Source organism: Maribacter sp. 4U21 (assembly GCF_002742365.1).
Classification (GTDB): Bacteria; Bacteroidota; Bacteroidia; order Flavobacteriales; family Flavobacteriaceae; genus Maribacter.
Window position 1 is genome coordinate 62129 of sequence record NZ_MDGN01000055.1, and the last position, 23775, is coordinate 85903.

The window sequence follows — 23775 nt, forward strand, 5'->3', positions numbered from 1 at the left end:
TGTTGTAACATTTTTAACTTAAATTTAAGGAGGCTGATTTAACGTTCCCTTAACGTTAGAAGTTCAAAAATATAGGACTTTTGCAGCAAGTTAAAAACTAACACACACTAGAAATGAAAAAAATGTATTTGGCATTTGTCGCGCTCTTGATTGCGGCATCTGCATTCTCACAAGGAGTTACCACATCTTCGATGGGTGGTAAGGTTACCGATGCTTCTGAGGAACCACTTTTAGGAGCAAATGTAGTTGCTGTTCATGTTCCTTCGGGATCAACTTACGGCGCAATTTCTGATTTTGATGGTTACTTCAGGATACCCAACATGCGTGTTGGTGGCCCTTATAAAGTTACCGTATCCTATGTAGGATTTAATGATTTTGTTCGTGAGAACGTCTATTTGAATTTGGGCCAGACCGAAAGGATAAACATAAGTCTGGCAGAATCCGCAACCGCTTTGGACGAAGTCGTTGTCACCGCCGTAAATGACGGTTTCAGCTCTAATCGGACAGGTTCTTCTACTAATGTATCTCAAAGAGACATTAACACGCTGCCTGCCGCTTCTCGGTCAATTGCGGATTTTGTTCGTATTACACCACAAGCACAAATTACTGAGGGGAATGATGGTTTTTCTATTTCATTGGCCGGTCAGAACAACAGGTATAATGCTGTCTATATTGATGGCGCTGCCAACAATGATGTATTCGGTTTAGCTGGTTCGGGAACTAACGGGGGTCAGACTGGAGTAAATCCATTCTCTGTTGATGCTATTGCATCTTTCCAAGTGAATATTGCACCTTTTGATGTTAGACAATCTGGTTTTTCTGGAGGTTCTATAAACGCTATTACGCGTTCAGGTACGAATGACTGGGAAGGTTCGGTTTATGGTTTTGTAAGGAATGAAAGTTTAGTAGGTAAAACGCCTCCCTCATTAGTTGGTGACGGGGAAGAAAGAACAAAGGTTGATGAATTTAGTGCTCTTACCTACGGTATGAGAGTAGGTGGTCCTTTGGTTAAGGATAAATTATTCTTATTTTTTAATTACGAACGTCAAGACGACGAGACTCCGCAACCTTTTAATTTTAGCAATTATACTGGACGGGCTTCTCAAGCTGATATAGATGGTTTAAGTAATTTCTTGCAAACTACATATGGGTATGACCCAGGTATTTTTGATAATAACACCAGAACATTAGAAAGTAACAAGATCACCGCGAAATTGGACTGGAACATTAACGAAAATCACAAGTTATCCTTGAGACATGGTTATGTTCAAGGAGATAATTTGGAAGCAAGAAGCTCAGGGAACAGATTCATCGGTTTCCTTAATGGTTCTGAATCATTTGTTACAACAACGAATTCTACGGCGTTAGAATTAAACTCAACTTTTGGAAACAAATATTCGAACAATCTTATACTTACCCATACCTCTGTTAGAGATGATAGAGATCCACTAGGCACTCCTTTTCCTACAGTAGGCATACAAGATGGTGGTGGTAATATTGAGTTTGGATCGGAACCGTTTTCAACAGCGAACTTGTTGAATACGGACTTGACTACCATTACCAATAACTTTGAAATATATGCCGGAAAGCACACATTGACTTTAGGTGCTAACCTAGAATTTGCGAACATAAAGAACTTGTTTTTCGCATTTAACTATGGAGATTACACGTTTGAAGATCAATTTAATGATGATGGAGATTTAATATCTACGGGGCTGAATCAATTCCTTACAGGACAAGATGCAGATGTCTACCAACATGGTTATTCCTTGGTAGGTGATGGTACAGTAGGCGATGAGTCTGCTGGATCTGCAGATTTTAAAACCTTCCAAGCAGGTTTCTATATTCAAGACGATATTCAGGTAACAGATAATTTTAAGGCAACTTTAGGTGCGCGTATCGATATTCCTTATTGGAGAGATGGTGCTGTCAATGATGACTTCAACAATAGAACAATTCCTTTATTGGAAGCTGCTGGCAAGGATTTGCAAGGAGCTAGAGTGGGTCAAGGTGTTCAGGGTATTGCACACTTCGCACCAAGACTTGGTTTTAATTGGGATGTCAACGGAGACAGAACTACGCAGGTTCGCGGTGGAATTGGTGTGTTTACATCAAGATTACCTTTGGTATGGCCCGGAGGAACTTATAACAATAATGGTATAACAGGCGGATTTAACTTTGAATTCGGTCAACCTTTTGTAGCTGATATCAATAATCAATTTGAAGATCCTGCTCCGGGTTCTGGTGACGTAGGAGGGAATATAGACTTAATTGCAGGAGATTTTAAATTACCACAAGTAGTTAAATACAACGTTGCTATTGATCAAAAGCTTCCATTATGGAATTTAATCGGGTCTGTTGATTTCTTGTATACAGACGTTATCACGGACATCTATTACGAAAATTTGAATCTAGGTGGACCTGTAGGAAACTATGAGGGTGCTGATACAAGACCATTTTATGATAGACGAGCAGAGTTGGATGATACCTACGGTCGTATAATATTGGCTTCTAATACAGGTGGAGGTGATGCAACAAACTTAACGTTTAGCCTTAGAAAACCATTTGAAAACGGGTTCTCTGGTATGGTTTCCTATACTTACGGAGAATCTAATAAAGTTTTTGATGGTACATCTTCTCAGAACAGTTCACAATGGAGAAATATCCAAACGGTTAACGGGAAGAACTCTAGAATACCAGTTTCAAGGTCAGACTTTGCCTTGGGAAATAGAGTATCGGCAAACGTGTCTTATGAGTTAGCTTGGAACAATAATGTAAAAACAACATTTGGTCTGTTCTACGAGGGTGTTCAAAGTGGTCCCTATAGTTTTGTATACAGGGAAGGGCGTGATTTATTGAACGATGACTCAAGGGATAATGCCCTAATGTATATACCTGCAAATGCATCAGAGATATTATTTTCTGGTGATGCGGCAGAACAAGCAGCACAGTATGCACGTTTGGAAACCTTTATAAATAGTCTAGATTATTTAAGAGAAAATAGAGGAAGATATGCAGAGCGTAATGCTTCTAGAGGACCGTGGAGTCATGTGGTGGATTTAAAACTACTTCAAGATTTCTCTCTGAATTTTGGGGATAAGAAACACACCTTTCAAATATCAGCAGATGTTTTCAATTTCACCAACCTACTAAATAAAGATTGGGGTCAGCGTAAGTTTATAGCTCGTAATGTAAGTCCTTTACAGACTGTATCTACAGGTAGCACTCCAGTTTTTACGATTAACGATGGAGATGTTAATCCTGATGGCACGCCAAATCTTGAGCAAATTGATGATTTTGGATTACAATCTTCAAGATGGCAAGCACAATTAGGTCTTAGATATATTTTTAACTAGAACTAATAAAATAAAAAGGGAGACCTTACAGCAATGTAGGGTCTTTTTTTATGCCCAAAATTCAGTACATTTAGAATCAAAATAATTACAAGATGTACGAAACCATTCAAATACTCCATTCATATTTGGCCTATGTAGCACTGGCCGTTTTGCTTTTTGCAGTGGCTAATGCTATTACCGGCAGAGTAGGGAAAAGAATTTTTAATATGAATAAAGATTTGAGACTTAGTCTTTTCGCTCTTATTCTTTGTCATATTCAGTTATTAATAGGGCTTATACTATACTTTATTTCTCCAAACGGTTTTAGTGCCATTCAGGAGTTTGGTATGGGAGGATTGACCTCAGCAGCTCGGCTTTTAGCTGTAGAACATCCAACAGTAAATATTTTGGCTATTGTGGCCATTACGATAGGCTGGTCTAGGCATAAGAAGTTTGTGGAGGGAGATAAAAAGTTTAAAAGTATTGCTATTTTTTATGGAATAGGGCTTTTGCTTATCCTTAGTAGAATACCATGGAATCAATAGTTTTAATATATCAGCTACAAAAATTGAAGTGGCGTAATGCAAAGTGTTCGGCGTTAAAAGAACACGTATTATAATAAAGACGTTTAGATTGTTGGACTCTTAGAGCTTTAGTCCACACTTTTTATAAGATACATATAAACCGGAAAATGGTCACTATACCCGCCAATATAGCTTCCTCCCGCGTAGGTGCGCAAAGGATAGCCCTTATATTTTCCTTTATCATCAATTAAATAGGAAGGAGTAAAAATAGCTGCTTTCCAAAAACTATAGCCAGTCTTGGTGGTAGTGGTCAAATTGGCTGTCATATAAATTTGATCAAAGATGTTCCATTTATCCCTATACGCCAAGGAGCCCATTCCTTTTCTGAACATCCTTTCCATAGGGCCGTAAAGATCAAGGGAATCCAGTTTTTTATTTTTTCCTTTTACCTTGAGTATTTTTTTAAAACTTGGGTCTACAGGGTCATCGTTAAAATCGCCCATACCAATAATTTTTGGATTAACTGTCTGCCGTCTTAGAGAATCAATAATTCTCTTGTTTAGTTGCGCTGCGTCCAATCGGTAAGGTCTACTACGAAGTTCTCCACCACTTCTAGAAGGCCAATGATTAACAATAAGGTGTATTTTTTCTTCGCCCAAAAGACCTTCTACCACTAGTTGGTCCCGGGTGTAATCCCTTTCCTCAAGGTCATTAAATAAAAGTAACCTGTGGCTGTTGGTGTTTATAGGAAGAAAAACGTCTTTTTTGTATAGCAGTGCCACGTCTATTCCTCTTTCATCGGGAGAATCAAAATGCACGATACCATAGTTACTGTTCCTAAGCAAAGGTTGATTGATCAAGTCCGATAAAACTTGTCTGTTCTCTACTTCACATACGCCAATTATATCTGGAGAACTCTGATTAATTTTGGACCCAATCTCAGAAATAACCTTTGACAGATGCTCTAATTTTTGTTCGTAACGCTGGGCTGTCCACTTGTCTTTTCCATTAGGAGTCCTGTCGTCATCAAAGATCAAAGTGTCATTTTTGGTGTCAAAAAGGTTTTCAAGATTATAAAAGGCAATCGTCCTTATTTCGTATCTCTTTTCAGTCTGGCAGTAACCAAAATTGGTTGCAAATATGGCTAGATACAATACTAAAGGTCTAATTAACTTCATCCTATAACGAAAATAACACAAATAATAACGAATTTTCTCACTACTATTCTTTTATATAAATATATTGCAAAACTATTAACACTATTCACTAACCAAAGTATGCATAGATTTTATCTATTTATACTACTCTTTCTGTACCATAGCCTGGCTATGGCTCAAGAAGATTTTTCAATTGTCGGTATCGTTCTTGACGTTGTTGAAAAGTCTCCAATGCCTAATGCTTTAGTCTCAATTGAAGGAGACGCTACTACTGTCCTATCGAATCAAAAAGGTGCTTTCAGCTTAACTATTGCAGAAAAGGGGGAGTTTATCCTTAACATAACTCTTGCTGGTTATACAACAAAACGCATCCCAATATTTTTAGAAGGGAAAAACCTTGACCTTGGGCCTATTTACGTGGATAAGGACATCACCTTTGAGAAGAAAGATAATCTTATTACGATAACAGATTCCGAGCTTCTAGATGATGAATCTAGCGGTAACGCTCTAGGTCTGCTTCAGGCAACACGAGATGTCTTTTTAACAAGAGCGGCATTTGATTTTGGACAGGCCTTCTTTAGGGTAAAGGGGTACGACGCCCAACATGGTGAGGTGCTTTTGAACGGAATACGCATGAATAAACTTTTTAATGGTAGACCACAGTGGAATAACTGGGGCGGTTTAAATGATGTGGTAAGAAATCAGCAATTTTCCAATGGATTAAATCCTTCAGATTTTACTTTTGGAGGTATTTTGGGTAATACCAATATTGATTTACGCCCTTCTGGACTTCGACCAGGTTTTAGGATTTCATCTTCCGCTTCAAATAGAACCTACACCGGTCGGTTAATGGCGACCTATAATTCAGGGATGCAAGGCAATGGGTTGGCCTATATGTTCAGCGCCTCTAGGAGATGGGCAAAAGAAGGTTATATAGACGGAACCTTATACGATGCGTATTCATTTTATGGAGCGCTGGAGTACCAGATAAACAAAAAGAACAGTCTGTCATTGACAGCGTTTTCAGCCGTAAATAGAAGAGGACGCTCTTCAGCCATTACCGAGGAGGTCTTTAATTTAGTGGGAAATAGATACAACCCAAATTGGGGAAATCAAAATGGAAATATTAGAAATTCTAGGGAACGAAAGGTTTCTGAACCCATGGTCTTAGTTAATTACTTCCATAAATCCGATAATTTGAATTTAAACATTGGTTTCGCCTATCAAACCGGGATAAACGCCAGAAGTAGATTAGGTTATTTTAATGCTCCAAATCCCGACCCTACCTACTATAGATATCTGCCTAGCCTTTACATCAATAGTCCTATAGACGCCAATTTTATAGGTGCAGAAATAGCGAGAAATAGTTTCTTGAGAAATCCGCAATTGAATTGGGAAAGGCTTTACGATGCCAACGAAAATACATCTCTAGGTGAAAAAGCTGCTTACGTCTTCTATGATGATACCGTTGCAGATACACAATTTGCAAGTAGTTTAAATGCTAATCTAAAGCTAACGGATAAAATTAAGTTAGATTTTGGTATTACTAACACAGATTTGAGGTCCAAGAACTATGCTAAAATCATTGATCTCTTGGGTGCCTCTTTTCATGAAGATATCGATACCTTTTCCAATACCCGAAATAATATACTCCAAGACGTAAAAAAGGAGGAAGGCGATAAATTTGGGTATAATTATGAGTTTGCCGTAAATCGTTTAAATACTTATGCGCAGTTAAAGGGCGATTTCGGAAAATTGAAGACTTTTATTGCTGGCAATTACGCAAATCACAGTTATGAACGTAACGGTTTCTACGAAAACGAACGATTTTTAGAGAACTCTTTCGGAAAGAGCAGTACTATCAGTTTCTCAAATTTTGGCGTAAAAGGAGGAGCGACCTATAAAATTACGGGAAGGCATTGGCTTGCGATAAACGGTGCGCTGCTGAACAATGCCCCATTACTGCAAAATGTATTTATCAACCCAAGGGAATCTAACGAAATAGTCCCAAATCTGCAGGATGAGCGTATAAGTTCAATCGATATGAATTACTTTATTCGAATGCCAAAACTTACGGGCCGTTTCGGGGGTTTTTATACCAGGTTTCAAAATACGACGGATATTAATTTTTTCTTCGTGGACTCCGGTGTGGGCTCTGATTTTGTTCAAGAAGTTTTAACCGATTTGGATAAGTTACATCTTGGCGCTGAACTGGGACTGGAGTATCAATTATCAGCTTCGGTAAAGCTATCCGCCGTTGCTTCAATTGGCAATTATGTATACGCCAGTAATCCTTTGGTTACCATTAATTTTGATACGGCCTCAGCGCAAGAAGAACTTATTGACGTGAGTGGTTCCAAGAACTTAGGATTTGCGGCAATAAAAGATTATAAGTTGGCGCAAGGGCCGCAACAGGCCTTTGCGCTTGGCATAGAATATAGAGACCCTAAATATTGGTGGATTGCATTAACAACGAATTACCTGGCTAACAATTACGCTAATATTTCAACAATAACGAGGACGGCGAGTTTTTTTATCGATCCAGAAACAGGTGAAAATTTTCCTGATGCTACGGTTGAAAACGTCAATAACTTACTAGCGCAAAAGCCATTGGATAATTTTTACTTATTGAATTTGGTAGGAGGAAAATCTTGGCTGAAGAAAGGAAAATATATTGGGGTTTTCGCAAGCGTAAATAATTTGTTCGATGAGGTTTTTAGAACTGGCGGATACGAACAAAGCAGAAATGGAAATTTTGGTCAGTTAAGACAAGACAACCTAAGTGGTTCACCCTCATTTGCGCCAAAGTACTGGTACGGTTACGGACGCACTTATTTTCTTAACGTTGCCATTAGTTTTTAAAGAAAGTTATGTTGAAAAAATATTTTATGCATAAACGGTCTATTAGTTTTGTCAAGTTTTTACTTGTTTCTATGGCACTTTTTAGTTCTTACAACTGTGTTAAGAGTAAGGTTTTTAAGGAGCCAGATGCTACCTGTGAAAGTGTTTTGAGTGCTAATGCCACATTCTTAGATATAAAAAATTTGTATGTTGATAAGACAATTCAAATTCAAGAAGATTTTTTAATAGAGGGATATGTCATATCATCTGATCAAGAAAATAATTTTTTTGGTGTCCTGCATTTCCAAGATGCTGTGGAGAATCCGACAGATGGTTTTCAGATAGAAATAGACCTAAGGAATTCTTACTTATTTTACGACATAGGGGATAGGGTTTTACTCAATGTTAAAGGCTTGTATCTGGGAAAATCTAAAGGTGTTTTTAAGTTGGGGGGTGTTTTTAGTTCTTTTGGGAACGAAATTGTGGGCAGACTTCCCTCCGCCACTGTTTTTGAACAAATCAAGGTTCTTTGTGAAGAAAGCAGCAACATAATACCCACAACGACTACAATTTCAGAATTAAATGATGCATTGGTAAATACCTTGATTACCCTTGAGAACGTTGAATTTTTAGCAGAAGAGTTGGGTTCGACCTTTGCGTTGGAAAGGGAGGAAACCGAAAGAAAATTAACGGATTGCGTAGATAACGAAATTATACTTAAAAATAGTGGTTTTGCGGAGTTTCAAAATAATCTTTTACCAGAAGGTAGGGGCCATATAACAGGAGTTTTAACAAGAGAAGGAGATGAGTATCAATTGATAGTTCGCAAATTGAGTGATATTAATTTTGAAGAAGAACGCTGTGAAGATCTTATTACCGAATTTACTTCATCAAATATTTTCTTTTCTGAACTGGCCGACCCTAATAATAATGCAGGAGCCAGATTTGTAGAGCTTTATAATGCTTCTGATACTGCACTACCTCTAAATGGTTGGACCTTGTTGCGCTACACCAATGCCAGTCAAGAGGTCAGTTCTGCTCTAGATTTGTCAGGTATAGAAATTGGTTCTGAAAGTACCTTGGTCATTTCTCCGAACGCAATGGAATTTGAGTCTGTTTATGGTTTTGCTCCTGATGTAGCCGTGGGCACAAACTCTCCCGCAGATTCTAACGGTGACGATAATTTACAATTGATAGACCCTTTTGGTACCGTTATAGATGTTTTTGGTATCGTAGGGGAAGATGGCTCTGGTACAGACCATGAGTTTGAGGATGGTAGGGCCCTGCGTAATTCTTCCGTCTTACAAGGTAATAGCACGTACACGATTACTGAATGGGAAATATGTAATGATACCGGGAGTTCGGGAACAACGAATACTCCAAAAAACGCCCCTGAGGACTTTTCACCGGGAGCGCGTTTTTGATTAACAAGGCGTCTTCTTTGTCTCTATTATTTGTTGCAACGAATCTTTGGTAAGAGGCTTAACTAAATAGTCTCTTATTACATCGTAGAATTCCGTTCTTTTGAGATTTTTAGGACTTATGAAAGAACTAGCGATGTAGACGGCACAATTTTCTCTTTGAGAAAGGGGTATTTTAACGAAGTCATCTAGAAATCCCCATCCATCTTTCCTGGGCATATTTAAATCTAAAAGTATGATTTCTGGCAGGGGAATATTTTCAATGAGTAATCCCACTAAACCATCGATTGCGTCTTGGCCATCAGAAAAAACAAGAATGTTCTGACAAAAGTCCTTCACTTTCATTAGTTTCTTGGTCTGAAACGCAAAGAACTCATCATCATCAACAATACAACAACTTTTAAACTTACTCATCGAAAAATTTTGTGCTGTTCAATTTTCAATTTGAGGAGTATACCTAAGATAATAATAAAAAGCGATAACAAAATCGATATAGTCTTATCTATTTAATTTTGTTTAATGAATTTTGGTAAAAAAGAGCAATTTCAAGGTAATTTTTCAACAATTAAACATCCTTATTTAGACGAATTAGAGGGCTAGTGCACCTAGGACGCTTTCCAAGTCGTTCGGTGTAATAGGTTTTAAAATATAATTGTTTACTCGTTGTTTGTAATCCTTTACTTTTTCCAAATCTCTGGGATCAACCGAAGAGCTGATGATATAAACTATGGTTTTTTCAAGATTACTATTAGGTATCTTAATAAACTCGTCCAAAAATTCCCACCCGTTCATTATGGGCATATTCAAATCTAGAAAGATAACCTGTGGAATTTTCATAGCAGATTGGGATATTTCCATAATCCCATCTAAGGCCTCTTGTCCGTTATTAAATACAATAATATTTTCGCAAAATTCTATTTCTTTCATTATGCGCTTTGTCCCATAGATAAAAATGGGATCATCATCAATAATACAGCAACTTTCTATCTTACCCATAACTAAGTTTTTATCCTTTTTTTAATTTTATGAAAAACGTTGTTCCTTTATCCACTTTACTTTCTAACCAGATTTTCCCGTTCATGGATTCAATCTGGTTCTTGGTGATAAAAAGACCTATTCCCTTGGCTTCTTTGTGTGCATGGAACGTTTTGTACATGCCAAACACCTTGTTTCCATGTCTTTCCAAATCAATTCCTTGACCATTATCCTTAAATTCTAATTGAATATAGTTCTTTTTTGAGGAGGAGCTAACGGTAATGACCGGTTTCCTTTCTGGAGAACAATATTTCAAGGAATTAGTGTACAAATTTAGTATTATACTTTCTAAATAAGCAGGTACCGCCATCACAAAATGAGATTTTTGTATACTAAGTTTTGTAGTTGCACTTTTCTCTTTTAGAAGACCTTCGATGCTTTTTTCAATATTATGTACGGTGTTGAGCAGACTAATACTCTGCATTTTTTCCAAAGCTCCTGTTCTTATCTGAACTACATCATTTAAATGCTGTATAGTTTCCGATAGACTACTGGTAGCATTGATTAACATGGTATTTAAATTTTCCCTTTCCTCGGCACTTTCTTCAGCTTTCAGGAATTTGGTCAACATGGATAAGTTGGTGGAGTGCGACCTTAAGTTATGCGAGACGATATGGGCAAAGTTTAATAAGCTATCGTTCTGGGCCTTGGTAACTTCCACCAAAGTCCTGAGTCTCCTTTCAGCTTCTATTCTAGAGGTAATGTCCAATAATTGGGAAATAAGGTGGCTAAGATTACCATCTTCGTCCCTTGCCGCCGTTACTGTAAGCAAGGTGTAAATGATATGTCCTTTTTTATGATAAAATCGTTTTTCAAGCTGGTAGGTCGAAATTTGTTCATCTAGAACTTGTTGTACTAATTCTAAATCATTATCTAAATCTTCCGGGTGCGTAATTTCTTGCCAGGTAAGATCTAAGAGTTCTTCTCTAGTATATCCAAAGCTGTCACAAATTCCTTTGTTCACAGAAATCCACTTACCATCAAGACCCACTAAAGCCATTCCGGCAACTGAATTCTGAAAAGTAAGATTAAAAGATTCTTGACTTCGCTCTAATTTTAACCTCATTTTTCGAAGTTCCGTAATGTCCCAATTTGCACCTATGATTTTAAAGGTCTTACCGTCTTTATCCGTTTGAGCTTCGCCAAAGGCTACAAAATGCACAATGTCTCCGTTTGGTCTTACTCCCCGAAATTGCGAATTGAATGGAAGCTTTTCTTCAATAGTATTTTTTAACTCTTCTGCTACACGCTCTGTATCGTCCGGATGTATTCTTTTCATCCAGGCATCCAATAAATCTGACGCGTCTCTAGGAATATCGTACATGGTGTACATATTCTCATTACATATGACCACATTTTCTGCTATTCGATAGTCCCAGATGCCTATGCTGGCGGCCTGGGTAGCAACTTTTAACCGTTCCGCGGTTTCTCTCAGTTCGTGCTCCGCTTCTTTTCTTGAAGTGATATCTAAAATTTGAGAAATTAAATGCGAAATGGAACCATCTATATTACGTATTACATTAACGGTGACCAATGCATAGCTCAAATGTCCATTTTTATGGTAATATCTTTTTTCTAATTGATAACTCTCCCGTTTACCAGCAATTACCTCTTCCAAGAGGGGAAGCCCCCGTTTTACATCGTCAGGATGCGTAATATCTTGAAAAGTTGAACTGAGAAGTTCTTGTTCTGAATACCCTAAACTTTCGCAAAGGCGTTTGTTCACTTTAATCCATCTACCATCAAGACTTACCAAGGCCATCCCGGTTGCAGAGTTTTGAAAAGTCTCTTCAAAGGATGCCTTGCTAAGCTCCAGTTTTAGTTTTGTTCTTTTAAGTTCGGTAATATCCCAATTGGTCCCGATCATTTTTATGGCATTCCCACTTTGATCTCTTTCGGTTCGGGCTATTGCCCTAATGTTCCTTACCGCACCGTTGGGCCAGAGGACTCTAAATTCGGTGTCAAACTCTTTTTCACCAGAAATTGCTTGAGCTATTTCCGTACTTCCTCTTTCTTTATCTTCCGGATGCACTCCCGCTTCCCAAGCTTCGTACTCCCCGGAGAAATCTTTCTTATTTATCCCGTAAAGCTTATACATATTAGCGTCCCAAAGAAGTGCGTTGCTTGTAATATCATACTCCCAAATACCAATATTTGCGGTATTCGTAGCTATTTTAAGACGTTCTGCGATTTCCTCATATTTAAGCTCTGCTTTCTTTTTTTCATCGATATCTTGAAAAGTACCGAACATTCGTACGCATTTTCCGTTCCTAAACTCAACTTCTCCTTTGGTACGAACCCAAACCTCCCTCTTTTTAGCAGTAACTATAATGAGTTCGGTATCCCATGGTTTTCCTTGTGATATGGCTAGATTAACCAAGGCCATAATTTTTTCTCTAGAGTCACCTTCCTTATAAAAGTTAATGCCTTCTTCTAAATCGGGTTCGTAATCGGCGGAAACTTCATGTATTTTTCTGGTCATTGCGCTCCAATACACTTCGTTTTTCAACAGATCTACTTCCCATCCACCTATCCTTGCGACAACTTCGGCTTTTAATAAAAGTTCTTTTTCTCGCTGCTCTTCTGTAATATCTTCCAAAATTATAATAGCCCCTCCCACTTCGTCATTTGGTGTCTTCCAAGCTTTTATTCTCCATTTCAACCATACTGTTCTATGGTTGTTTAGAATGAATTTAGTTCCAGGATTTACACTTTTTTTGTCTAGAAGGCTATTTTCTAAATCAATGAGGAGTTGAGACGGAATAGCGGGAAGGGCATCTGTAAATTTAACACCCACTATTTTTGGAGAATCCGGACAAAACTGTTTCAACCATTCATCGGAATGACTTATAAAATTTAAATCCTTATCCAGTATGGCTACAGCTGTGGGGGAATCTTTTATTAAAAAATTAATGGATAGGGTTTCCAATTTAATCAGGTTTTGTTAAAGATACGCTTTTATTTAAACGTAGGAAAATAGTATAAAATTGTAAGAAATTAATGTAATAACATCAATCGAATTCACGCTTTTACATAAAAAAAGTGGCTCTAATTAGAGCCACTTTTAACTATCATATCTGTTTAATTAGGTATTACACTAAATCAAAACGATCTAGATTCATAACCTTGGTCCAAGCTTTTATAAAATCTTTTACAAACTTTTGCTCAGCGTCCGAGGAACCATATACTTCGGCATAAGCCCTTAATTCTGTGTTAGAACCAAAGATAAGGTCGGCACGGGTGCCTGTCCATTTTATATTTCCGGACATTCTATCGCGTCCCGCAAAGAGAGTTTCATTGTCCGAGGAATCTTCCCATTTTACGCTTAAATCTAAAAGATTCACGAAGAAATCATTTGTCAATACTTCTCTACGATCGGTAAAAACTCCATGTCTAGATTTATCAAAATTTGTGTCCAATACCCGCATACCACCTACTAGTACCGTCATTTCTGGGGCGGTTAGCTTCATTAACTGTGCTCGGTCAACCATTAGTGCTTCCGCAGAAGCCTTGAAATCTGCATTCTTATAATTTCTAAAACCGTCTGCTGCAGGTTCTAAAGCCTCAAATGAATACGCATCTGTTTGCTCTTGAGTCGCATCCATACGACCAGGAGTAAAGGGGACCTCTACCTCATGACCTGCATTTCGTGCAGCTTCCTCAATACCGGCAGATCCTCCAAGGATTATCAAATCAGCTAAGGAGACTTTTTTGTTTCCTGTTTGCGATGCGTTGAACTCTTTTTGGATTCCTTCTAATATCCCTATGATTTTAGAGAGCTCTGCCGGGTTGTTTACTTCCCAACTCTTTTGTGGTTCTAAACGTAAACGTGCGCCGTTTGCGCCACCTCTTTTATCAGAATCCCTGTAAGTAGAGGCAGAAGCCCACGCTGTACTTACCAATTGGGATATGGTTAATCCTGAGGCCAAAAGCCTTTTCTTTAATTCCGTTGCGTCCGTATCCGTAATCAACTCGTGATCAACGGCAGGAATCGGGTCTTGCCATAATAACTCTTCTTTGGGCACTTCTGGTCCAAGATATCGGGAAACAGGTCCCATATCTCTGTGTGTTAATTTAAACCAAGCACGTGCAAATGCATCCTCGAAGGCCGCAGGGTCTTTATGAAAACGCTTGGAAATTTCGAGATAAGCAGGATCCATTTTTAGAGCCATATCGGCATCTGTCATCATAAGGTCTTGTGTTTGCGATGCGTCTCCCGCCCTAGGTGCTTTTTTGGCTGCTGAAGCCGCGGTAGGCCTCCATTGGTTCGCCCCTGCCGGACTTTTTGTTAATTCCCAATCGTAACCTAAGAGCACCTCAAAGTAATCGTGGTCCCATTTTGTTGGGTTTGGTGTCCAAGCTCCTTCAATACCACTAGTAATGGCATCATCAAGTACTCCGGTTTTGTAGCTGTTTTTCCAACCCATGCTCTGTTCCGCCATTGTTGCTCCCGCAGGTTCCGGTCCAACAAATTCATCCGGGTTAGCTGCACCATGTGCTTTTCCGAACGTATGTCCGCCAGCCGCTAAGGCCACTGTCTCCTCATCGTTCATAGCCATACGTCCAAAAGTTTCTTTCATCAATTTTGCGGTTCCTAAGGGATTTGATTCCCCATTTGGACCTTCAGGATTTACATAGATGAGTCCCATGTGAGAGGCACCTAGATTTGCTTCTAAAACATATTCGCCATCTGAGAAACGCTCTTCATTACCCATCCATTCCGTTTCTGAACCCCAGTAAATATCTTCTTCTGGCTGCCATATGTCTTCACGACCGCCACCAAAACCGAAGGTTTTGAATCCCATGGATTCTAAGGCGCAATTTCCTGTAAGGATCATTAAATCCGCCCAAGAAAGCTTTTTACCATATTTCTTCTTAATGGGCCATAAAAGCAACCTTGCTTTATCTAGATTACCATTATCTGGCCAACTGTTCAAGGGTGCGAAACGTTGAGATCCAGAACTTGAACCTCCACGACCGTCTCCAATACGATAAGTACCGGCACTATGCCATGCCATACGAATCATAAATGGACCGTAATGGCCATAATCCGCAGGCCACCAGTCTTGTGATGTGGTCAGGGCTTCTACAATATCTTTTTTTACCTCCGCCAAATCCAAAGATTTAAATTCTTCGGCATAATCGAAGTCCTCATCCATAGGATTGGTCAACGATGAATTCTGGCGCAGCACGTTTAATCGTAACTGGTTTGGCCACCAGTCTAGATTTGTAGTACCGCCACCAGCAGTTTGTTTTAATTCGCCACCTAAATAGGGACATTTGCTAGAATCGTTAATATCCCAGGCTTTGCCATGTGGATTACTCTCATTATTATCCATTGTTCTGTTATTTTGATTTTCTAATTTTAAAATTATAAAATTATAGCACAAGTTACATAGATATAATCTTGAATTGCCTTATTTCATCATTGATATTATCTATGTTTGAAGTGATGCTATAAATGTCTTTCAACTTCTTCAATTACTCTTTTTTAATATCTTAGGCATATGAATAAAATCGAATTGTTTTTTGGTGCGATCAGGGAAGGTAATTTTTTAGATTTTAAAAATTTGCTCGATGAAACTCCGGATTTAATAGGAGCAAAAGATCAGCGCGGGTCGTCACCTTTGATACTGGCTACGTATTACAATCAAGAAGAGATTGTAGATTTGCTTTTGGAGCAAGGCGCTGCCCTAGATGATAAGGATGCTTCCGGAAACACGGCATTGATGGGTGTTTGTTTTAAGGGATTCATCAGTATTGCCAAAAAACTAATTGAGAAAGGGGCCAGTATAAACGAAAGAAATGCAATGGGAGGCACAGCCCTTATCTATGCAGCAACATTTAACAGGTTAGAAATAGCCAAGTTGTTACTGGCAAATAATGCGGATACCAGTATAAAAGACCAGCGAGGAAATACGGCCTTGGATCATGCAAAGTTACAGGGCGCGCCAGAGCTCATAGACCTTTTGGAGCGCTAAATAAGACATTACAGCAGAGAAGGGCCGAGACTATTTTCTAGACAGTAAGCCCTTCACCATAAATAGTAAGATAGTCCCTGCGAGTATAAATGTTATTAAATTTCCCGCAATAATAGGCATTTGATTATTTAGCATACCATAGAGCAACCATAGACCAACACCCGATACAAAAAGGACGTACATAGGTAAGGACAGACCTTTCGTATCTTTTGTTCTAATCGTTTTTAGGGCCTGAGGAAGAAAGCTCACCGTGGTAAGAACGGCTGCCAAATTTCCGATAATAAAGGTAAAATCCATAACAATTCCATTTGTGGGTACAAAGTTGCTTGAAAGACTAAGTTGGTACAACATCATTATTTGCCAAAAAATATGCTATTTTACCTTTTTTTGTCTCATTTGATTCAGAAATAGATAATTTTGAATAGTTCATCTAAAAACAGTTTAAGGTTCAAAATGGTAAATTTGAATACATGGAACTTAAAGAACAACTTACACTAATAAAACGTTTGAAGTCCTTAGCGGAGACAGGTTTGGTGTATGTAGAGGATGATTATGCCAGAGAAAGGTATGAAGAGCTTCGGGAAATTAGTCTTCAACTCATGGGCGGTTTAACGAACAAGCCTTTTAAAACACTAGATAGTTTTTTCCTAAGAGAAAAGGATTATCCAACCGTAAAGGTAGATGTGCGCGGTTTTGTTCTGAACGAGGACGACCAAATTCTAATGGCAAAGGAAAGCGTAGACGGAAAATGGACAATTCCTGGAGGATGGGCAGATATCGGTGATACCCCTACAGAAGCTGTTGTTAAAGAAATTAGGGAAGAAACCGGTTTGGACGCTGAAGTAGTGAGACTTCTTGCCATTTATGATAAACGTTGTCATAACCATCCGCCGGAGCCTTTTTATATTTATAAACTCATGTTTCTATGTACGATTACAGGTGGAAATTTGCAACATGGGTTTGATATGAAGGGCGCCGATTTTTTTTCATTAACCGATTTACCCGAACTTTCGGAACTAAGAATTTTAGAGAGCCAATTAAAACAATTATTTCAACTGGCTAAATCAGATAATCAATCCGTTCATATAGACTAATAAAATGAAAGAAGCTTTAAAAATAGTACTTGTTCAAACCTCTTTGATTTGGGAAAATCCAAAGAAGAATAGAGCGCTACTGTCAAAAAAGCTCGAAGGTCTGAAGGGTGATAGCGATGTTATTGTGCTGCCTGAGATGTTCACCACGGGCTTTACCATGTCCCCTGTGCATATTGAAGAAGAAGAAGGGAAAAAGACCGTAGAATGGATGCAACATAAGGCGAAGGAGACTGGCGCAGCAATTATAGGAAGTATTGTTTTCAAAGAAGAAGAGTGTTATTATAACCGGCTTTGGTTTGTAAAACCAGATGGGAGTTCTTCATCGTATGATAAAAGACACACCTTCACATTAGCCGGGGAGGATAAAAAATACGTTGCTGGTAGCAAAAAATTATTGGAAACCTACAAGGGTTTTAAGTTTTGTCCTCTTATTTGTTATGATTTACGTTTTCCTGTGTGGAGCAGAAATACAGAGGCCTATGACGTATTACTATATGTGGCCAACTGGCCCAAACCAAGAATAGGAGCTTGGGATACGTTACTTAAAGCCCGTGCTATTGAGAACATGGCTTATTGCGTAGGGGTAAATAGGATAGGCACGGATGATAGCGGACATGAGTACCCTGGACATTCCGCAGTTTATGACGCACTAGGAAAACGGATAACATTTTCCGATCAAGAGGAGTGTATTGAAATTACCGTTCATAAAAACCATATTAAAAAGACTCGGGATACCTTAGGTTTTTTGGATGATAGGGATAGTTTTGAATTAATTCTGCAAACTAATTTTTAGAGTTATAGTATTCTAGAATTCGAGCTAAATCTTTTTCTTTTTTAAAGGAAAGTTTTTCTTTTTTTATGAAATTTAGTGTTTCATTGTCAAAGAGACCTGTGATAATTTTTTTCTTAGACGGAAGCTGAATGGCTTCTTCCACTTCGTTTGTATAATAAAGGTCATCAACAATCGTTAATTTATCTTCGTTATCTATCCCTAATAAGTTAGAATCTGAAACTGCTTTTATAATTTTAGTATCGTAAACTCTGAACAAACTGATTTTACCTTGGACAAGTCGTTCGGCGAATATTCTTTTGTTTATACCTTTTATTTTAAGAGGAACAAAGTTTTTACCGGCGAGTTGAACAGAGATTCCATCGACAGGTGTTAAAGAAACGATATCTTTTACTTTAAGCACCTCAATTTCTCTGGTATACGCATTAAACCTTGCCAACAGTTTAACTTTCTTTTTGTTTTTTTTATCCAAGATGGTTGCCTGTTGCCATTCCTCATTTAGAAATTCCGACCCCTTTACCTTAACATCTGAATTTTCAGAAACGCGTATTGGCGCACCACTGGTTACGTTGTCAAATTGAAAAGAGGCTCCTTCATCAGTGGTATAATTTACTTGGCTTTTGGAATAAAAGGTCACGAATACAAAGGTTAAAAAAATTATCTTGTTCATATTTTTTTTTGAATTCCTTTAATATAGTCAATATTAATCTAATAGATTAAACGTCTCTATCTTTTCCCAATTGGCACGCATTTCTATGGGACCGGGGTAATAGCTTACCTTTTCTGGTTGAATATTTTTAAGGTAATTCCCAGTATCCCATTGTTTATTTTCATTCTCGTCAAATATTATCCTGACCAAATAGTTTCCCGGGTCTATATTATTGAACTCAAAAACTTGAGGTCCTGTTGCGTAGATTTCTCTTTCTGTCTGTCCTTTCTCGTTCGTTAGTTGTACAATCAAAGGATAGTTAATATTCGTACCATTCAAGTTCAAACTTAAGTTTCCGAAATCGGCTAGACTTTTGGTATTCAAGTTATAGTTGATAGTATCATTGGTCTCTTCGAAAAAATCTTGAATAGCACCTGGCAAGAGTTCAATTTTATAGTTTTCATTTGGTTCTACGCTAAAATCAAAATCTACCTTATTGGCCATACTGTCTAATTTTGTCGAGTAGGCTACAGTGGTAGAATCCTTCGATATCATTTTAATCTTAGAGGTATCCAACACCATTATCGGGGTATTTACGGCTATACTGAAAGATTCTCCAAAATCCAGATTCCCTTTTTTATTGGGCGTAAGACGAAGCGAGTCCACACCAATTTTTCTTTTTTTTACGGTAAAGGTGTCTATAACCTTGAATGCATCGTTGGTTATCGTAAATACGAGGGAATCCATTTCAAAAGGGGTAAACCAAAAGTTCAGTGTGTCTTTATCGAATTCTTTTAGTACAGTGGTCCTCACGGTATCGGGAATTGCGGAAATGGGGTCTATGCGAAGGTTTTGACCTTCACCATAATACCCGAAACTAATTTTGTTTTTCGCTGCCATCGAAGGAACAGCGGCCCCGTAATCGGGTATTTCTTTAAACAAGGTCAGCAAATAAATAGAGTCTGTGGGTAAGTTAATGGTGTCCTTTGTAAAGCCAATTTTGTCCGTTTTCTGATTAAAGATGTTATCCTTTGCCTCGTCCTTGATTGCAAATAGGGCGTATTTCCCCTCTTTGAGATTTTTAAGCCGAAATATCACCGTGCTATCCAAGGTATTGGTGATGTAGTTCGGGGGCTTTTGGTAAAGTGTAGAATCGGTATAGGAAGAATCGATTTTATACAGCATCACACTAATAAAATCATCCGCCTCTTTGTTGAAGGCATCTTTGACAACACCTGCCAACTCCAATGAATCAATATAATCTCCCGTAGAAAAAACGTAGGTTAAAAAACTATTGGGGTTTCCCTCATTATTGTCCACGATACTCTGTCCAAAATTCAGGGTGTACGTAGTATTTTCTAGAAGAGTGTCTTTAATGGTAATTTCAACAAATTTATCAGCTGCGCCCTGCGGGCTTAATAGAGGAGGATATTTAAGGGGAGGAGAAACTATTAACTGCTCTTGTACATCCTGTAGCTTTACCAACTCATCAAAATAGAGTCGTATTTTGGCGGATTTAAAGTTAGTGGTCATATTATCTGGCTCCGCTCTTATAAGTGTAGGAGGTGTTTCATCCTTTGGCCCTCCGGTCGGGGTTCCTTTGCGGGCGCATTGGTATGATGCAAATACTATGAAAAAAATAAAAATATAGGATAAAAATTTTCGAAACATCGATATAATTTCTAGAACAAAGAAACAACATATTTTATAGAAAATGGTAATCATTCAACTACGGCCATAGTGGCGATGTAAACAACGGTTCCTTCAATTTTTTTCAACGGCCGGGCACAGATTTCCATGGTAGCACCAGTGGTAATTACATCATCTACCAATAGTATTCTTTTATTTTTTAGGATTTTCTCATCAGTTACTTCATATAAGGATCTGTTATCATACCATCTTGCTAATCTACTTCTCTTGGTTTGGGTTTTGGTGTTGGCGGTCTTTATGAGCACATTCTCCAGATACGTACTGTTTAAATGAAATGCCATTCGTTTTGCGAAGAGTGCGGTTTGATTGTATCCTCTCTTTTTAAGTTTTTTTTTATGCAGAGGCACCGGAATTACAAAATCTACCTTTTCCAAATGATTATTCTCGCTTATTTGTTGACCGAACCAATCTCCCAGAAAAGCACCGATTTGTTCTTGGTTCCTGTATTTAAGATTATGAATAAGGTTCTTTACAATGCCTTGATCAGTGAAAAATAAGAAGGAATTGGCCTTTTTAATGTTAATTCTGCCATAAAAAATACGATCTACCCTGTTTTCGTCGTTAAAGTTATAATCGGTGAGCGGTAATTGATGTCGACAAACGGTACACAGATGTTGCTCTCCTCCGTTTAATCGCGCATTACATCCAAAACATACCCTTGGTAATAGGAGGTTGTTTATAGCATTTAGTATATTTGGTAGCTTGTTGCGAAACAAATCTTAAGTATCTATTAACCTACTATAAGGCCAACTTTATTGATGGACAGTCAAGATAATAAATTCAATTATAAAATAATACTTGCTGCTTTGGTCGCCGTTATTATCGGCATTCTAATTGCATTTTACTACAGCTACGCACAGTCCAAAACACAGATTAATTTTTTAGAGCAGGAAAAAGACATTTTGGTAAAAGATCTTACCATCATGAAGGCCGATGTAGATCGTCTTTCGGCTTTAAGTGAAATGAACGAAATTGAGCTTGAAGATTCCAAATATAAAGTACAACAGTTGTTGGATTCCGTTGGTAGATTAAATTTTACCGTAGAGAAACTAAGGGAGTATAAGACAGAACTTAGAAGGTTGGAGGCCAAGAACGATAGTTTAAAGCTTAAGAACAATTTCCTTCGTTATAATAATATGTTACTTACGGATAAGTACGATGAGACCCGAAAGGAGATAGAAATTCTTAGGGCCAATAGCAGTTCCTTAGCAGAGGCAGAGGCCTTGCAGCGGCGGAAGATTATGGAGCTGAACCAAAAATTGAAGAACAAGAGTTATCTAAAAATGGATTTCTCCGAGGGAGATGGTTTTAGGATGAGAGGAACCAGACCCATATTGACCAACAAGGCTTCTACCATAGAAAAATTAAGAGGATGTGTAACCGTTCTGGCCGACGCTAGTGAAGGGGAGGAAGAAAAGGTTATTTACCTACAGTTTCTAGACCCGGACAAACAAATTATAGAGGATAATGCCAATACGATTACCGTAAACGGTAACATTTATAGTAAGCGTGTAGAATTTATCTACATGGGCATAGAAACCTCCGTGTGCGAAGCGGTTACGGTTCCTGAGGGCTCTCTAAAAGAAGGGACCTATACACTTAATGTTTTTGAAGATGAGCGTTTGATTACTTCTTCAGAATTTCAACTAAAATAATTACAGTTCTTTTGACCTAAAATTCTATTTTTGCCGCATGGCAAATCAAGAAGATAGTTTTAAGAAGGTTATATCCCACGCAAAGGAATACGGCTACGTATTCCAATCCAGCGAAATTTATGATGGACTAAGTGCCGTTTATGACTACGGACAAAATGGTGTTGAGCTAAAAAAGAACATTCGTGAGTATTGGTGGAAAGCCATGGTGCAACTGAATGATAAGATCGTTGGTCTCGATTCCGCCATATTTATGCATCCCACTACATGGAAGGCCTCTGGCCACGTTGATGCATTCAATGACCCCTTAATAGATAATAAAGACTCTAAAAAGCGCTATAGGGCAGATGTCCTTATCGAGGATTATGTTGGTAAACTAGATGCTAAAATAGAGAAAGAAGTAAAAAAAGCAGCTAAAAGATTTGGGGATGCCTTTGATAAGGAGCAGTTTTTGGCTACCAACCAAAGAGTGGTAGATTACCAAGAGCAAGGTAAGGCCATTTTGAGCCGTATGGGAAAGTCTTTGGAGAAAGAAGATTTAGCCGATGTAAAGGCGCTTATCGAGGAATTGGATATCGCCTGCCCCATGTCCGGGTCCAAAAACTGGACAGACGTAAAGCAATTTAATCTAATGTTCGGCACAAAGTTGGGAGCCAGCGCCGATAGTGCTATGGACCTGTATTTAAGACCGGAGACCGCCCAAGGCATCTTCGTTAACTTCTTGAACGTTCAGAAGAGCGGAAGGATGAAAATTCCTTTTGGTATTGCACAGACGGGAAAGGCCTTTAGAAATGAAATTGTCGCTAGACAGTTCATTTTTAGAATGCGCGAGTTTGAACAGATGGAAATGCAATTTTTCATTCAACCGGGAACACAAAAGGAATGGTACGATACCTGGAAAGAGAAACGAATGAAATGGCATCTCTCTCTAGGGCTGGGTCAAGATAATTACCGTTTTCATGATCATGAAAAACTGGCGCATTATGCAGACGCCGCCGCGGATATAGAATTCCGTTTTCCGTTCGGATTTAAAGAATTGGAAGGAATTCACTCCCGTACGGATTTTGACCTGTCTAAACATCAAGAATTCTCAGGCAAAAAACTTCAATATTTTGACCATGAGACTAACAAAAACTATGTTCCATACGTCTTAGAAACATCTATAGGTCTAGATCGCATGTTCTTAGCGGTCTTTTCTAACTCCTTACAAGAAGAGGAGCTAGAGAACGGTACTACAAGGACGGTACTTAAATTACCAGCGGTATTGGCGCCAACAAAGGCCGCCGTACTTCCATTGGTAAAGAAAGATGGGTTACCAGAACTGGCAAATGAAATTATTGATGATTTAAAATGGGATTTTAACGTGCTTTATGACCAAAAGGATGCAGTAGGTCGCAGGTATCGCAGGCAGGATGCCAATGGCACACCATTTTGCATTACGGTTGATCATGATTCTTTAGAAGATAGGACAGTTACTGTTCGTCATCGCGATACCATGGAGCAAGAAAGGGTAGCTATTTCAGATTTAAAATCGATACTGCATAAGGCCGTGGATATGCGTTCGTGGTTAAAAAAGATGGAGTAGA

At 38.4% G+C, this 23775-nt stretch carries 18 protein-coding genes; 9 read left to right on the forward strand and 9 right to left on the reverse strand.

Features of this window, described 5'->3' with window-relative positions:
- Window positions 1-113 precede the first annotated feature (113 nt).
- Together BFP77_RS12025 and BFP77_RS12030 are read left to right on the forward strand one after the other, a co-directional pair.
- Window positions 114-3356: a TonB-dependent receptor gene (locus tag BFP77_RS12025; protein ID WP_099574276.1), complete on the forward strand. Its 3243-nt coding sequence runs from the start codon at window positions 114-116 to the stop codon at window positions 3354-3356.
- Between the two features lie 92 nt (window positions 3357-3448).
- The gene (locus BFP77_RS12030; RefSeq protein WP_099574277.1) at window positions 3449-3880 is read left to right on the forward strand and encodes a hypothetical protein; all 432 of its coding nucleotides are present in this window, start codon (window positions 3449-3451) and stop codon (window positions 3878-3880) included.
- A gap of 107 nt (window positions 3881-3987) precedes the next feature.
- On the opposite strand, the gene BFP77_RS12035 is transcribed toward BFP77_RS12030, so the two are convergent.
- Window positions 3988-5037 (reverse strand): endonuclease/exonuclease/phosphatase family protein, encoded by a 1050-nt coding sequence (locus BFP77_RS12035; protein ID WP_257212957.1) that lies wholly within the window; start codon window positions 5035-5037, stop codon window positions 3988-3990.
- Window positions 5038-5136: 99 nt separating this feature from the next.
- On the opposite strand from BFP77_RS12035, the gene BFP77_RS12040 reads away from it, so the two are divergent.
- Both BFP77_RS12040 and BFP77_RS12045 read left to right on the forward strand, forming a co-directional pair.
- Entirely contained in the window at window positions 5137-7878 is a 2742-nt protein-coding gene (locus BFP77_RS12040; protein WP_099574278.1) for a carboxypeptidase-like regulatory domain-containing protein, read from the forward strand.
- A 71-nt stretch (window positions 7879-7949) separates the two neighbouring features.
- Window positions 7950-9281, forward strand: coding sequence for a DUF5689 domain-containing protein (locus tag BFP77_RS12045; RefSeq protein ID WP_257212958.1), 1332 nt, complete (start codon window positions 7950-7952; stop codon window positions 9279-9281).
- Here BFP77_RS12045 and BFP77_RS12050 read toward each other — a convergent pair whose 3' ends face one another.
- From BFP77_RS12050 to katG, 4 genes are all read right to left on the reverse strand, one after another.
- Window positions 9282-9692, reverse strand: a complete 411-nt coding sequence (locus BFP77_RS12050) for a response regulator (RefSeq protein ID WP_099574279.1) — start codon at window positions 9690-9692, stop codon at window positions 9282-9284.
- A gap of 174 nt (window positions 9693-9866) precedes the next feature.
- A complete protein-coding gene (locus BFP77_RS12055) occupies window positions 9867-10274 on the reverse strand; it encodes a response regulator (protein ID WP_099574280.1) in 408 nt (135 codons plus the stop codon).
- 10 nt (window positions 10275-10284) lie between these two features.
- A complete protein-coding gene (locus tag BFP77_RS12060; RefSeq protein WP_099574281.1) occupies window positions 10285-13242 on the reverse strand; it encodes a PAS domain-containing sensor histidine kinase in 2958 nt (985 codons plus the stop codon).
- A 163-nt stretch (window positions 13243-13405) separates the two neighbouring features.
- Entirely contained in the window at window positions 13406-15652 is a 2247-nt protein-coding gene (gene katG / locus BFP77_RS12065; protein ID WP_099574282.1) for a catalase/peroxidase HPI, read from the reverse strand.
- A gap of 168 nt (window positions 15653-15820) precedes the next feature.
- On the opposite strand from katG, the gene BFP77_RS12070 reads away from it, so the two are divergent.
- A complete protein-coding gene (locus tag BFP77_RS12070) occupies window positions 15821-16294 on the forward strand; it encodes an ankyrin repeat domain-containing protein (protein ID WP_099574283.1) in 474 nt (157 codons plus the stop codon).
- Window positions 16295-16324: 30 nt separating this feature from the next.
- Here BFP77_RS12070 and BFP77_RS12075 read toward each other — a convergent pair whose 3' ends face one another.
- Complete coding sequence (locus BFP77_RS12075) at window positions 16325-16591, reverse strand: SemiSWEET transporter (RefSeq protein ID WP_099574311.1); 267 nt, start codon at window positions 16589-16591, stop codon at window positions 16325-16327.
- A gap of 173 nt (window positions 16592-16764) precedes the next feature.
- On the opposite strand from BFP77_RS12075, the gene BFP77_RS12080 reads away from it, so the two are divergent.
- Both BFP77_RS12080 and BFP77_RS12085 read left to right on the forward strand, forming a co-directional pair.
- On the forward strand, window positions 16765-17388 hold the full coding sequence (locus BFP77_RS12080; RefSeq protein WP_099574284.1) for an NUDIX hydrolase: 624 nt from the start codon (window positions 16765-16767) through the stop codon (window positions 17386-17388).
- Between the two features lie 4 nt (window positions 17389-17392).
- Entirely contained in the window at window positions 17393-18181 is a 789-nt protein-coding gene (locus tag BFP77_RS12085) for an amidohydrolase (RefSeq protein WP_099574285.1), read from the forward strand.
- Here BFP77_RS12085 and BFP77_RS12090 read toward each other — a convergent pair.
- Genes BFP77_RS12090 through BFP77_RS12100 form a run of 3 tightly spaced genes read right to left on the reverse strand, consistent with a single transcriptional unit; the run spans window position 18171 to window position 21253 of the window.
- Window positions 18171-18848, reverse strand: a complete 678-nt coding sequence (locus BFP77_RS12090; RefSeq protein ID WP_099574286.1) for a hypothetical protein — start codon at window positions 18846-18848, stop codon at window positions 18171-18173. The two genes, BFP77_RS12085 and BFP77_RS12090, sit on opposite strands and share 11 nt — an antisense overlap.
- A 33-nt stretch (window positions 18849-18881) precedes the next feature.
- Window positions 18882-20498: an Ig-like domain-containing protein gene (locus BFP77_RS12095; RefSeq protein WP_099574287.1), complete on the reverse strand. Its 1617-nt coding sequence runs from the start codon at window positions 20496-20498 to the stop codon at window positions 18882-18884.
- Between the two features lie 50 nt (window positions 20499-20548).
- Entirely contained in the window at window positions 20549-21253 is a 705-nt protein-coding gene (locus BFP77_RS12100) for a ComF family protein (protein WP_180272353.1), read from the reverse strand.
- Between the two features lie 42 nt (window positions 21254-21295).
- On the opposite strand from BFP77_RS12100, the gene BFP77_RS12105 reads away from it, so the two are divergent.
- Both BFP77_RS12105 and BFP77_RS12110 read left to right on the forward strand, forming a co-directional pair.
- Window positions 21296-22192, forward strand: a complete 897-nt coding sequence (locus BFP77_RS12105; RefSeq protein ID WP_099574288.1) for a hypothetical protein — start codon at window positions 21296-21298, stop codon at window positions 22190-22192.
- A gap of 37 nt (window positions 22193-22229) precedes the next feature.
- Window positions 22230-23774, forward strand: a complete 1545-nt coding sequence (locus BFP77_RS12110; protein ID WP_099574289.1) for a glycine--tRNA ligase — start codon at window positions 22230-22232, stop codon at window positions 23772-23774.
- Window position 23775 lies beyond the last annotated feature (1 nt).

What these genes read in the sequence shown, in the direction of transcription:
- BFP77_RS12025 (WP_099574276.1), top strand. Translation starts at nt 114, where the DNA reads ATGAAAAAAATGTATTTGGCATTTGTCGCGCTCTTGATTGCGGCATCT.
- BFP77_RS12030 (WP_099574277.1), top strand. Translation starts at nt 3,449, where the DNA reads ATGTACGAAACCATTCAAATACTCCATTCATATTTGGCCTATGTAGCA.
- BFP77_RS12035 (WP_257212957.1), bottom strand. Translation starts at nt 5,037, where the DNA reads ATGAAGTTAATTAGACCTTTAGTATTGTATCTAGCCATATTTGCAACC.
- BFP77_RS12040 (WP_099574278.1), top strand. Translation starts at nt 5,137, where the DNA reads ATGCATAGATTTTATCTATTTATACTACTCTTTCTGTACCATAGCCTG.
- BFP77_RS12045 (WP_257212958.1), top strand. Translation starts at nt 7,950, where the DNA reads ATGGCACTTTTTAGTTCTTACAACTGTGTTAAGAGTAAGGTTTTTAAG.
- BFP77_RS12050 (WP_099574279.1), bottom strand. Translation starts at nt 9,692, where the DNA reads ATGAGTAAGTTTAAAAGTTGTTGTATTGTTGATGATGATGAGTTCTTT.
- BFP77_RS12055 (WP_099574280.1), bottom strand. Translation starts at nt 10,274, where the DNA reads ATGGGTAAGATAGAAAGTTGCTGTATTATTGATGATGATCCCATTTTT.
- katG (WP_099574282.1), bottom strand. Translation starts at nt 15,652, where the DNA reads ATGGATAATAATGAGAGTAATCCACATGGCAAAGCCTGGGATATTAAC.
- BFP77_RS12070 (WP_099574283.1), top strand. Translation starts at nt 15,821, where the DNA reads ATGAATAAAATCGAATTGTTTTTTGGTGCGATCAGGGAAGGTAATTTT.
- BFP77_RS12075 (WP_099574311.1), bottom strand. Translation starts at nt 16,591, where the DNA reads ATGGATTTTACCTTTATTATCGGAAATTTGGCAGCCGTTCTTACCACG.
- BFP77_RS12080 (WP_099574284.1), top strand. Translation starts at nt 16,765, where the DNA reads ATGGAACTTAAAGAACAACTTACACTAATAAAACGTTTGAAGTCCTTA.
- BFP77_RS12085 (WP_099574285.1), top strand. Translation starts at nt 17,393, where the DNA reads ATGAAAGAAGCTTTAAAAATAGTACTTGTTCAAACCTCTTTGATTTGG.
- BFP77_RS12090 (WP_099574286.1), bottom strand. Translation starts at nt 18,848, where the DNA reads ATGAACAAGATAATTTTTTTAACCTTTGTATTCGTGACCTTTTATTCC.
- BFP77_RS12095 (WP_099574287.1), bottom strand. Translation starts at nt 20,498, where the DNA reads ATGTTTCGAAAATTTTTATCCTATATTTTTATTTTTTTCATAGTATTT.
- BFP77_RS12105 (WP_099574288.1), top strand. Translation starts at nt 21,296, where the DNA reads ATGGACAGTCAAGATAATAAATTCAATTATAAAATAATACTTGCTGCT.
- BFP77_RS12110 (WP_099574289.1), top strand. Translation starts at nt 22,230, where the DNA reads ATGGCAAATCAAGAAGATAGTTTTAAGAAGGTTATATCCCACGCAAAG.